The 12,987-nt window shown below is 27.6% G+C and carries 8 protein-coding genes; 1 reads left to right on the forward strand and 7 read right to left on the reverse strand.

Going from position 1 to position 12,987, the window contains the following annotated elements; all coding sequences use genetic code 11:
- Positions 1 to 193: 193 nt before the first annotated feature.
- A complete protein-coding gene (locus MHL31_RS08435) occupies positions 194 to 1,591 on the forward strand; it encodes a redoxin domain-containing protein (protein WP_240225492.1) in 1,398 nt (465 codons plus the stop codon).
- 114 nt (positions 1,592 to 1,705) lie between these two features.
- On the opposite strand, the gene MHL31_RS08440 is transcribed toward MHL31_RS08435, so the two are convergent.
- The 7 genes from MHL31_RS08440 to MHL31_RS08470 all read right to left on the reverse strand — a co-directional run bounded on the left by MHL31_RS08440 (position 1,706) and on the right by MHL31_RS08470 (position 12,976).
- Positions 1,706 to 2,218 carry a gamma carbonic anhydrase family protein gene (locus tag MHL31_RS08440; RefSeq protein WP_240225493.1) on the reverse strand — a complete coding sequence of 171 codons (513 nt, stop codon included), beginning with the start codon at positions 2,216 to 2,218 and terminating at the stop codon, positions 1,706 to 1,708.
- A gap of 18 nt (positions 2,219 to 2,236) precedes the next feature.
- Positions 2,237 to 3,226, reverse strand: a complete 990-nt coding sequence (locus MHL31_RS08445) for a type IX secretion system membrane protein PorP/SprF (RefSeq protein ID WP_240225494.1) — start codon at positions 3,224 to 3,226, stop codon at positions 2,237 to 2,239.
- Positions 3,227 to 3,481: 255 nt separating this feature from the next.
- On the reverse strand, positions 3,482 to 3,742 hold the full coding sequence (locus MHL31_RS08450) for a hypothetical protein (protein WP_240225495.1): 261 nt from the start codon (positions 3,740 to 3,742) through the stop codon (positions 3,482 to 3,484).
- Positions 3,743 to 4,005: 263 nt separating this feature from the next.
- Positions 4,006 to 5,292, reverse strand: a complete 1,287-nt coding sequence (locus MHL31_RS08455) for a hypothetical protein (protein ID WP_240225496.1) — start codon at positions 5,290 to 5,292, stop codon at positions 4,006 to 4,008.
- Between the two features lie 92 nt (positions 5,293 to 5,384).
- Positions 5,385 to 6,137, reverse strand: a complete 753-nt coding sequence (locus MHL31_RS08460; protein ID WP_240225497.1) for a LytTR family DNA-binding domain-containing protein — start codon at positions 6,135 to 6,137, stop codon at positions 5,385 to 5,387.
- A 5-nt stretch (positions 6,138 to 6,142) separates the two neighbouring features.
- The gene (locus MHL31_RS08465) at positions 6,143 to 9,055 is read right to left on the reverse strand and encodes a histidine kinase (RefSeq protein WP_240225498.1); all 2,913 of its coding nucleotides are present in this window, start codon (positions 9,053 to 9,055) and stop codon (positions 6,143 to 6,145) included.
- Between the two features lie 264 nt (positions 9,056 to 9,319).
- On the reverse strand, positions 9,320 to 12,976 hold the full coding sequence (locus MHL31_RS08470; RefSeq protein WP_240225499.1) for a M1 family aminopeptidase: 3,657 nt from the start codon (positions 12,974 to 12,976) through the stop codon (positions 9,320 to 9,322).
- Positions 12,977 to 12,987: the final 11 nt, after the last annotated feature.

A 12,987-nucleotide genomic window follows, 5' to 3' on the forward strand; every position in this document is an offset into this window, starting at 1 on the left:
GTTTTATTTTAAAACCAATCTTAAATAAATAAGATAGGGGATGCATCAATTAAACAAATATATTAAAAATAAGTTAAAGTTTTTACACAAATTTTTATATCCGTACAATAATGATTATTTTTTTACGATATAATATCATTTTTTTTAAAAACAAACACCCGTGCTTAACAAATTTAATTTTAACATATTTTTAATGTTTTTTTGTTTTCAAATAGCTTCAATAGGTCAACAAAAACAAGCAGTTTCCATTACATTTAAAGCCCCTTCTTTTAAAACCAATATGTATTATTTGGCTGGTTATTACGGAAAATATACCGTATTATTAGATTCTACAAAGGCAAATTTAAAAGGTGAAATTAATTTTAAAAAAAATAAAAAATACACAGAAGGTATTTATATGTTAGTTAATGCCGACAAACAAATTGTAACTGAGTTTATTATAGATAAACAACAACAGTTTTCAATTTCATTAAATTTAGAACATCCAGACAAAACTACCATTGAAAATTCAGAAACAAACACGCTTTTTTTTGAATTTAACACTTTATTAAAGCAAAACAATTTACAAATACAAGAACTAACAAAACAATTAGCAGCTGCTACAACTAATAAAGACAGTGCAGATATTAAAGGTAAAATATCTACACTTAATAAATCTATAATAGCATACAAAAGCAATATCATACAAAAAGACCCTGATAATGTTTTATCGTTACTTTTCAATCTTTCAAAACCTATAGAACATTATTTTAATGAAGTAACACTGGCTACAAAACAAGATTCGATAACTTATTTAAAAGATCATTTTTTTGAAGGAATAAATTTTAACGATGAACGTTTATTAAGAAATCCATTTTTAGAAACTAAAATTACGACCTATTTTAATGTTTTAGTCCCTAGAACTGCTGACGCTATTACAAAAGAAATTTTTACAATTTTAAACAATACTGGAGATAAAAATAACAGCATGTTTTCGTACCTCAGCATATTTTTTGCAAATACATATGCAAATCCAAAAGTGATGGGGAACGATCGTGTTTTTGTCAATATTTACAATAACTATTTTAAAGATAAAACCTATAGCTGGCTAACAGAACAGCAAAAAATATTTTTAAATACCACAAACGCACATTTAAAGGATAATTTAATTGGTAACAAAGCCAAGAATCTTTTTATGACATCTATTGATGGACAAACATTAAATTTGCACGATGTTAACGCGCCCTATATAGTAGTTATATTTTGGGATCCATCTTGCGGCCATTGTGTTAAAGAGCTTCCAAAAATAAACCAATGGTATCTTAAAGATTTAAAAAACAAAGGCACTAAAATATATGCAGTAAATTTAAATCCGGATTTAAAAAAAGAATGGGTAGATTTTATTGAAAAAGAACATTTAAACGATTGGATTCACGTATCCCCTACAAAAGTTGTATATGGAGATTATTCTAAAGAAGAAGTAGATTTTCAAACATTGTACAATGTTGTACAAACGCCTGTTATATATTTATTGGATAGTACAAAAACATTTAGAGCAAAAAATATTAGTGTAGAAAACTACATTCATATTATAAACCAATTACAACCTTAGTTTAAGATTAAAACAAGTGCTTTTTAAATATTTTAACTACAAAATTAAACTACACCTTTAGATTTCTAATACATTTACAAATTATATAAAGCTAAAGGTGTAGCAACTATCAAGCTACTCTTTATACCAGCCCGAATATTTTACGTAATTATTTGCAATTCTATCAATTTCACCAGAAATTAACTCTTGACTAATGTCTTTAACTTTTTTAGCAGGAATACCAGCATAAATAGTACCTGATTCAACATGAGTTCCTTTAGTTACAACAGCACCAGCTGCAATTATAGAGTTACTTTCCACAACACAATCGTCCATAACAATAGATCCCATACCAATTAAAACATTGTCGTGAATTGTACAACCGTGTACCATAGCATTATGACCGATAGAAACATTATTTCCAATATTTGTTGGATATTTTTGATAGGTTGCATGAATTACTGCACCATCTTGTACATTAACTTTATCTCCCATTTTAATATAGTGTACATCGCCACGAATAACAGCGTTATACCATATACTACATTGATTACCCATAGTAACTTGACCAATAATTACACAGTTTTCAGCTAAAAAGCAATCATCACCAAAAGTTGGTTTTACTCCATTTAATTCTCTAATAATCATATTAAATATATTTTCTACTTAAAACATTCTATTTGTTTTGCCTCCCCTTTCGTTCCAAAATCTTCGAGAACCAGTACAACCAAAATTAAACCCTAATGTTATTTGATGATAGCTTGCATCATCAAATAATATTTCACCAGTTTGTTTTGTATACGTATAAGAAAGCATATATTTTTCAAAATTTACCCCCACAATTGGAGTTAAATAATTTATTTGATTAGCATCAACTACATCAAAACCTCTTCTATAAGAAAAAGCCGCCCACAATTTTGCTGTAGGCAATTGCCTATAGACCTTCATATTAAGATCTATAAATTTTTCATTTGTTCTTTCAATATATTGAATCATTACAGAAGGTTCAAATTCAATAGTTCTTCTATTTTTATAATAATCGAAATAATAACCAAAAGAGAGCAAATACCTTCTAAGGTTTAACGATTCGTAATCACTATTGTATAAATTTCTAGCATTCAACATTAAATTTTTAATTGTAAAATAGCCGAAAAAATCTATGTTATGGTAAGCCATACTAAAATCTGCATTAAAATATCCTTCACTTTGAACAATTTGCGAAATTACTGGATCTGGAATATTAAATGAAGATTCGTCAAGTTTATTATTTACCATCATAAAAGACAATCCAAAAGATAATTTTTTATAATCTTCTAACCTTCCTAAATCTAGATGATAGGCATAAGTTGCTTGTATACCTTGTTGACTGTGATAGCCATTTTTATCATTAAAAATAACCAATCCTAAACCTGCATTTGTTCCAAATTTAGAATGTACACTTAAGGTTTGTAGTGAAGGCGCATCTTTTATTCCACTCCATTGGTTTCTAGCAGTTACTCTTAGATTGCCACAATCTCTAAATCCTGCGGCAGAAGGATGCACCAAAAAAACATTGTCAGATAAGTAATCTGAATATATTGGAAGCGTTTCTTGTGCTTCGAGTTTAACTGAAGCAATTAAAACATAAATAAGTATAAAAACACTGTAATTTTTCATTGTAGAATACAAACAACCAAATATATAATAATTATAGTTATTTCAAGATTCTATTTAAAAAAATAGCAGTCTATTTTAATTTAATAAGCACTTTATTATAAATTCATAAAAATTAATTTTATAAAGAACAATTACACCTATTTATAGTTTAGACTTATTAGTATATTTTTTTAGGTTTTAAAAATACAAAGAGTCTATTTTATCAATAGACTCTTTTAAATATTTGAAATTAATTAGAAGTACATTAATTTATTCCTATTCTTCTTCAATACAAGCAATATAATTTCCATAAGGAGCTTTTATACTACCCCTATTAATTCCATTAAAAAATGGGGTTCCATAAGTACCTCCACCTGTATAATCTCTTCTCAAAATAAACTGATATAACATACATTGACCATCAGAGTTTTTTTGAACTACTGCTCCAACAGCCCATTGATATAGAGGGACACCTGTCTCTTTATGCTTTACCGTAGACCAATTATTTGAAGTTATATATTGATGAGTATTGGTCATACTTAATTTACTATAATGAGTATTCAGTCCATTTACAGCAATGGTATTTAAAGCTATATCATCATTTAAACTTCCTGAAGCAGGCAGTTTTATATTTTTACGTCGCTCTAATTCTTCATCATTTATTTTTTTCTTCTTTTTTGAAATTATTGGTTTATCTAATTTCTCTTGTAATTTTTTTTAAAAATTAAGCCTGGGTAGGCTGAGAATAACCCAATACAAGTATAATAGCTATAAAAAATATTTTTTTCATGTACCAAAGATTAAATTTCACATTTACAATAGCCACCATAAGGCGCACGTACACTACCTCTATTTATACCGTTAAAATAAGGTGCTCCATAACTACCACCTCCTGTATAATCTCTTCTAACTATAAATTCTTGCAACATGCATTGTCCATCTGAATTTTTCTGAACAACAGCACCTACAGCCCATTGGTACAATGGTACGCCTGTTACTTTATGTTTTACAGTAGACCAGCTATTAGAAGTCATATACTGTGTTAAATTTTTCATACTTGTTTTTGCATAATAAGCATTTAACCCGCTTACAGCTGCACTTTTTATAACCGAATCACTATCAAAACTACCTTTACTAGGCATTACTACATTGCTTAATGTTTCTCCTTTCCAATCTTTACGTAATTCATCAAATTTTTGAAAAGTAACTTTTGAAGTTAGCTCTGGGTTTTTATAATATTTCTTGATATTTTCAGGATCTTTTGCGGCAATTATAAATTGTTTTGGTTCCGCATTATTCATCCATTTATGCCCTTCATTATTATTTTTATGATACACCTCTGCTCCTATTAATAAAACTCCTGGCTCAAGTAAAAGTACTTTTACATTTGTCCATTCAGGTCCATCTCCCATTCCAAATTGAAAATGGATATTTCCTTTATCCGCAGATTTCTTATACTGTTCTAAAACAACACCATAACGCTTTTTTTCTGGAGTAAAAAATGCATTTAATTCATAAGTTGTAGGATTATATTCAATTGAAAAACCTTCATAAATAGAACCAGGATCATTGTCGAAATGATTTGTTGGACCTTTTACAAAATATTGAGACAAATGATAATAACCAGACAATCCTTTTGAATCTGTAAAGCCACCATCATAAGCCGGTTTTTTTATAAATTTAGTATTGTTCAATAAATAAATTTGATTGTTTTTAAACTTTTTATCTTCGCTACTTTCTACAGGAGATGGAATTTCAGCAACTACAATCCCTTTACTATTAGCCTTATTTTTCAGCGCTTCTTCTTCGGCTATTTGTTGTTGTTGGTACTCTTTATATTTTTTAAAATATAAATCTTGCTTTTCTTGATCGTTTGGATACTTTTTAGCTAATTCTGCTTTAAATTCTTCATCTGTATAAGTTGTTTCTGTTGAAGAAGTATCACTACTTGAAGAGGTTGTATTATCGCTTTTAGTCACCTTTTTTTCCAAGGCTGCTTTAGCTTTTTTCTTTAGCATTTTCCCCAATTGTGCTTGTGTTGAATTATAGCTAAACACAAGTACACATAATAAAATAATTTTTTTCATTAGTAGATATTTAAATTTACTTCAAAAAAAAATAAAATTAATCTGGAATCTATATGGTTTTTTCTGAAAGAAACTATTTTTTTTCTAAAACACTATAAAAATATTTCTTTAATAACTTCTAAAAAGTGATCGCGTTTAGATTTTGAAACAGGAATACGTTTTTGATTGCTCATTAATAAATAATCTCCATCGCCTTTCACCAATTCATCAACATATTTTAAATTAATTAAATACGATCGGTGACATTTAAAAAACATTGAATTATTTGCTAATTGTTGTACAAAATGTTTTAAAGGTTTACAAATAGTTTTTTGCTTACCTGTTGTTAATTGTACATTAGTATACATTCCATCTGCTTCAAAATATAAAATATCTTTATGCGATGTAAACAATATGCCTTTAGGAATTTCAAGTGCTATTTTATCTACAGAAAGTTGTTTTAAAGATTTACGCAATTGATTTAACTGACCATTTAAATTACTTGCTGTTATTGCTTCCTGTGCTTTAGAAATAGCCTCTTTAAGCTCCAAAACATCTAAAGGTTTTAGCAAATAATCTATAGCGGACATTTTGAAAGCTTCAATAGCATATTGATTGTATGCTGTAACAAATATTATTTTAAAATCGATATTATCAGGGAAATATTCTAAAATTTCTAACCCACTTTGATTGGGCATTTCAATATCTAAAAAAACAATATCTGGATTAGTAACTTTTATTAAAGCAACTCCCGAAGCTAAATCTTGAGCTTCTTGTATTTCTAATATATCACTACAATGCTCCACAATTAAATTAGACAATAAATGCCTAGAACGTTTTTCATCGTCAATTATTAAAACTTTCATATTATTTAAATTGTCATTATTATAACTACCTTGGTTCCTGTTGCTTTGTTATTGCTGTATAAATCTATAATATCAATTACAATATTACGCTTTAATTTATTTTTATATAAGTAAACACGTTCTTTGTTTGCTTGAGTTGCAAAAGGTTTATGATGCTGATTTAATCGCTTATTTTTTTCAGATTGCACCCTGCCAATTCCATTATCTTCAATAGTAATTTGTAATGTATTTCTTGTAATAATTTTAGCTTCAACTTTTAATTTTCTATCCTTAGATTTATGTAGTAAACCATGTTTTAAAGCATTTTCTACATAAGGCTGTATAAATAAAGATGGAACTTTTATTTGATTTGTATTTAATTTTTTATCTATAAAAATAGTATAATCTAACTCTTCTTCAAAACGAACTTTTTCTAATTCTAAATACAATTTTAATGCATTTAACTCTTCCTGCAATGTTATTTCATTTTGCTGACTGTACACAAGATACATTCTAATTAAACGGCTAAACTTTACTAAATACGAACTCGCTAATTCTTTTTTATTGGATACAATATAATCTTGTATAGAATTTAAAGCATTAAAAATAAAATGAGGATTCATTTGTGAACGCAAATTCTCTAATCTAAGATTTGTGATTTTTTTATCCATTAAAATTTTATCAATTTCTACAACACGTTGTAATTCTTTTTGCTGTAACCTCCATTTAAAATAGCTCCAAATAAGCGCTATTATAATTATTAAAACTAATAGATAAAACCAAAAGGTCTGCCAAAAAGGCTTTTGAATTATAAACGTAATTGGATCTATAAAAACAGCTTTATTTGAGCTCACATTTTTAGCTTGCAACTCAACTGTATATGTACCACTAGGAAGGCTATTAAAATTTATAAATTGAGTTTTTAAAGGTATTTCTTTCCAAAGCGTATCTATTTCTTTTACACGGTACTTATACCTAACATAATTAGTTGATAAATAACCACTTGAATTAAAATCTAACCTAATATTATTATAATTATAAGGCAACTTATAATACGATGAAATTAGCGTATCCTTATAATTAATAAAGATCTTTTTTATTTCAACTTTAGAAGTCTTATAATTTTTAAATAACTTGTTGCCTTTAGGTAGAATATACAACGTATTTGGCAGAAGTATTACTAATTTATCTTGTAAAAAAATAAACTTATTTATTGCTATATCTATTCCTTCTTGAGCCCCTAAACGCTTAAGTATATTTGTTTTTGTTTGATAGTTAAACAAATTATTATCGGTAGCAATCCAAAGCTCATCCGAATCTGCTTTAATAACATTAATATGATGATCTTTTGGAATTAAATTTTCAACTGGAACTAACGTGTCATTTTCATACTTTAGTAAATTATTATGCTGTGTTGCAAGCCAAACAACATTTTTAGTTTTAGTTAAACTCCCTACTAAGAATTTTTTATTATTAAACTTAAGTTCTTCTGCTGAAAAATTTGAGATATTGTATTTAAACACCCCATCTATATACGAAACAAATAAATGCTTATTAGCGACTACAGAACTAATTACACGACTAGACCGAATTGTTTGTGATGAATCTTTTTTATATGGTTTATAATAAACAATTCCTTCTTTATAATTACCATAAAATAAATTATCATTATCTAATTTTGATATAGTTTTAGCAACTGAAAATTTATTTTTTGAATCAATTACCTTATCCGTTTTTAAATCAATAACAAAAGAATCAGAAGCATTAATACTTACTATAAGTTGCTTTTTAGCAATATCATAAAATAAATTTCCAATAATTTTTTGACCTGGTAATTGTATTGTTTTAAGTAGTTTTGATTCTTCGTAAAATAATAACTTACCTTTATTTGTACCCACAACAAATCGATTATTTTCTAAACTACAAGCCGAAATTGCCTTATCGTTTGTTATGGTTATATCTACACGTTTAAAATTTAAATTAGGCACTACAAATATTCCATTATCTAGCGTTGTAAACCAATAATTATTATTAAAATCTACTTCAACATCTGTAATAGATTCGTTTTTAAACATTTTATCTACTAACTGTAAAGTGTCATTTTCAAACGCATAAATAAAGACACCAGATGTTGTTAAAAACCAGTAATTAGCATTAAATTCTAAAACATTATAGATTTTCACATGCTTTATTTCATCGGGAGTTTTAAGAATTTTTAATTTATTATTCTTACTATTAATATAATAAATTAAATTACTCTCATTATTCTTAAAGCTAACAAATACATTGTCTTTAAAAGCAAACACATAGGGCGATTGCACATTTTTATACTTATCAATATTTAATATTTTTTCTATTGAATTACCTGTAATTTTATAGACTCCTCCATCTTTTTTATTATTAATTCCTTCATTAATAATAAATGCGTAAGAAGCCTCTTTATAATTAGCAACACTTACCACTAATCCATCAAAAATTTTAGTGATTTTTTTATTAGATTTTGCTATATCAAAAATTCCTTGAGAAGTAAATACCCTAACACTATTTTCTCTTATAACAAAAGGAGACAATTGCCCTTTAACCAATGTATTAACATCTAAAAATAATCTTAAGCTGTCTTTTTCAATATAAAAAATTTGTCCGTAAATATTATTACACCATATTTTCCCTTTGCTATCTTTTTTTAATCCAAATACAGAGCTTCCATATTGCTCTTGATTAATTATTTTTTGATAAGTATTTCCATTATATCTAAACAGGCCTTTAGCTGCAGATAACAATATATTATTGTTATCATCTTCAATAAGATCATAAAATACTGTATCTGGTAAATCAGATTTATCCAACAAATTATAACTTACTGGATTCTGACCAAAAGCATGTATCAGAAAAAAGAAAAAAAATACTTTAGGCAGTGTTTTTTTTAATAAATTTTGCATATTCTAAAAAATCAAACTTACAAACTTTACCAAAAATACAATAGTTTTTTTTCTAGATTAAAGGTGTTTTTTTCTAAAGTAGAAAATTCAATAGTTTTAATTGCTTATAACATATATATTGTTTTATAATATGGAATTCTTTAATTTTTAAATTCAGAATTCCATATTATAAATTATAGAATAAACCTAGCTAGAACAAATAAGTTTAAGCTGCCTAAACTTACATTTTAAACTAACTTTTATCAATTATTAACTAGAAATTTATTAAAGCTCTCTCCTATTATCTTCAGAATTATTGTCTATTAGTTTATTGTACGGATCTACACCAACTTCGGTAGGTTTTTTATTTACAATAATACTTACTTTATTATTTATTGAAGTTATTTTATGCTTTTTTAAATAAAGCTCTACTTCTTCTTTTTCTCCATCTATTTCCTCATCATAAAAAACACCAATTTCCACATAATCTTTTAACGGAAGTGATAGTTCTGGTTTTCGCATTTTATCCGTTTTATAAGAAAGTGTATCTCCTACTTTTTCACCATAAATACGTTTTCCTTTATCGCTAAGTCTATATTTACTTACATTAAACTCAATATCTACTTGATATTTCCCCTGCTCTAATTCGGTTGATTTTACATCAACAATTCTGTTTTTGTACAATGTAATTGTTTCAAACATATCTTTAATTACATACTGTAAAGAATCTGGTGTTGCTTCTTTTATATACTCAACCATTTCTGTTGAAGTGGTATAAGGTGGTTCTTGAAACTTCACTTTTTCTACATATTTTTTTATGGCTGCATTTAAATTTTCCTCACCTATAAAATCACTTAAAGCATAAAAAACTAAAGAACCTTTTTTGTAATGAATATACATTTGACCATCGTTGTACATTAACGGACTTTCTCTTTTTTGTTCTAGAGTTCTACCTTGTAAATATTCATCTAAAGATTCTTTTAAATACTTACGCATTTTCTTTTTACCGTGTTGATGTTCTAACACTTTTAACTTTACATAATCTGCCATACTTTCAGATAACATTGTGGCTCCTTTTACATCGGCACCAATTACTTGATGCGCCCACCATTGATGCGCTAATTCGTGCACCGTAATGGCAAAACCATAGTCTACCCCACCTTTTGCCGAGTCGTCTACATCTGCAATAAAACCAACACCTTCAGAAAAAGGAATGGTATTTGGAAATGATTGTGCAAAACTTCCATCGGTTCTAGGAAACTCAACAATACGGGCTTGTTTGTGTTGGTACGGACTAAAATATTTAGAATTGTACTCTAAAGAAGCTTTCATTCCATCTAACATTCTATCTAAATTATATTCGTGTCCTTTGTGGTAGTAAATTTCTAAATTAACATCGTTCCAAGTATCTTTTTTTACTTCATATCTAGCAGAGTTAAAGGCATAAAAGTTCAATATTTTACTATCCATTTTATAATGGAAATAACGTCTTCCATCTTTAACCCATTCTTTTTGTAAATAGCCTGGAGCAATTGCAATTTGATCTTTAGAAGTACTAACAGTTGCTTCAAAATCTATCCAATCAGAATCATTTGAAATATAGGTATTTCCTAAGGCCGTTGAATCGGTAGGAAAAGGTCTTAACTCATTCTTTGGCAGGCCATACTTTTCACGAACTTTATCATCTCTAAGTTCTCCATCACTTACATAACCCAGAGAAGGAAACAACACTTTATTATTTATAAATGTTCCATTTTCTTTTACATCTGAATGAATTCTAAGAAATGTATTCGGTTTGTTTTTCACCTGAAAAGTTAACTGTAAACTATCACCTGGAAACAACGTATTTTCTAATTTATAAATATTAAAATTCTGAATAGTATCTTCCAAAACCAACGTATTCTCTTTATTAAAAGTAAAGGTACTTGGGTAGTTATTGTGATTTAATAAAATACTATCAATTTTTTCTGAAGACTTATTCACCATAGTATAAATTCCCTCAGCCCTAAAGTCTAATTCTTTTGGATAGATATCGAAATTTACATTTACAGCAACAATTCTTGGCTGTATTTTATTTTGAAATTTTTTATATTTTTTCTCCCAATCAACTTGTAATAATTCGCGTTCTTTAGCGGAAGTTCTTTCGTTTAAAATATTGTTTTCGTAATAGATTCTAAAACCTAAGCTTAAAAAAGCCACAAAAAACACTACAAAACCAACTAAATAAACACCTTTAAAACGTTTTTTAGCTATATACAACCGTTCTTTAAATGAATGTGGCAAGCCTCTAACCCAAAATAAGGCAGAAACAATAAACAATATAATTCCGGTAAAAAACCAGTAAATTTTATAAGTAATATAGCTGCTAAAAAATGCTCCGTAACCATTCATATCTGAATACGAATAACCTGGTCCTTGATTGTATTTAAAAATAGATTGTTCAATCCCTGCAAAACTTAAAAAAGGCAATCCAATAGAAATCACCAACAATATAAACAAACCTAAATACGCATTACCTACCAATGTTTGAATACAGATTGCTAAAAAAGCCCAAATAGCAAAATGAATAAATTTTATAACTAATAATTCATACAAATATTGGTCTATTTCAAAATTATAATAACCTCTATACATTTGAAAAATAATACCTCCAAGCATAATTACAAATAGCAGTACTAATTGCATTTTTAACAAAGCCACAAACTTAGATAATAACAAGGTCCAATTTGGAATTGGAGTTACATCTATTAAATGATTAGATCTTGTCATTTTACCTCTTTGCACAAGCATTCCAGCATACAAAAACGTAAGAATATTTATAAACAAAGAAAAAGTATTTCCAGGATATAATAACATTTGCCAAGTTGTTGGGTAGGTTTTTGTACCTGATATTTCACCCAAGGAAATAGACATTATTAAAATAAAAATAAGGCCAACCAATAAAATACTTAAAAAAGGCCAACTTCTTATAATGAATTTAAAATCTAAATTAGAAAGTCTCCAAGATGTTTTTAAATTTTGTAAAAACGAGAAATTATACGAAACTTTTGGCAATTCAATTCTTGTGATTCCTCCAAAATTACTTTTAGTAACACGCGCTGCTTTTTGTTTTCTAAAACTAAATGTTACTGCATTTTGACTGAATGAAAAATATTTAAACACCAATCCAAAAACTACAGTTGCAATAGCCATCCATAGCAAACGATTATAAATAACAACACCTTTAAAAGGTATTAATAATTCATTTTGTTCAGCAACGGTCCAATAACGCGTATAATAATTTGCAGCCTGAGCCCCAAACGGATCTAACAATGCAGAAAGAAATCGATTATCAATATCACGCAATAAACTTTCCGAAACTCCTTGTATTAACATTAACATTACAACTACAATAAAGCCAGCAGAAATATTACGGGTAAAAGTTACGGTTGCAAATACAATAGCTCCAAATAAAAATACATTTGGTATTATATAAATTAAATAAGAATGCAGGTATGCTATAAACCTAAAGTTACCTACAATTTCTGGGTTTGTTCCTGGAACTCTAAAACCAATAAAAATTCCCAAACCAATAACTAATACAATTATAGTAACTATTAAAAATGAACTTAAAAATTTTCCAAATAAGTAATTCGCTTTTGTAAACGGATATGAATATAAAATTGTATGCATTTCGCTCTTAAAATCTCTAAAAATAGAGACCCCAATTATAGATGGAAATAGAAAATAAATTAAAATGGTTAGCCCATTAAACATTCCATTTAAATTCATTGGAGAATTTACAATTTTTGAAGAACCTGTACTTACCGTAAGTGAATCAAAAATACCTGCTGCACTAGCAGCAGCAAATAGAGCTATCACAAAAAAGATAGCCAAATATATATAAAATGAAGGTTTTTTAAACCAATATTTTAATTCGTGTTTAAATATTGTAGTAAACATATGAGTACGTT

It is taken from the genome of Lutibacter sp. A80, from assembly GCF_022429645.1.
In the GTDB taxonomy this organism is placed as follows: Bacteria; Bacteroidota; Bacteroidia; order Flavobacteriales; family Flavobacteriaceae; genus Lutibacter.

Excerpts from the sequence above, each read along its gene's own strand:
- MHL31_RS08465 (WP_240225498.1), bottom strand. The coding sequence starts at position 9,055 with ATGCAAAATTTATTAAAAAAAACACTGCCTAAAGTATTTTTTTTCTTT.
- MHL31_RS08455 (WP_240225496.1), bottom strand. The coding sequence starts at position 5,292 with ATGAAAAAAATTATTTTATTATGTGTACTTGTGTTTAGCTATAATTCA.
- MHL31_RS08470 (WP_240225499.1), bottom strand. The coding sequence starts at position 12,976 with ATGTTTACTACAATATTTAAACACGAATTAAAATATTGGTTTAAAAAA.
- MHL31_RS08440 (WP_240225493.1), bottom strand. The coding sequence starts at position 2,218 with ATGATTATTAGAGAATTAAATGGAGTAAAACCAACTTTTGGTGATGAT.
- MHL31_RS08450 (WP_240225495.1), bottom strand. The coding sequence starts at position 3,742 with ATGACCAATACTCATCAATATATAACTTCAAATAATTGGTCTACGGTA.
- MHL31_RS08445 (WP_240225494.1), bottom strand. The coding sequence starts at position 3,226 with ATGAAAAATTACAGTGTTTTTATACTTATTTATGTTTTAATTGCTTCA.
- MHL31_RS08460 (WP_240225497.1), bottom strand. The coding sequence starts at position 6,137 with ATGAAAGTTTTAATAATTGACGATGAAAAACGTTCTAGGCATTTATTG.
- MHL31_RS08435 (WP_240225492.1), top strand. The coding sequence starts at position 194 with ATGTTTTTTTGTTTTCAAATAGCTTCAATAGGTCAACAAAAACAAGCA.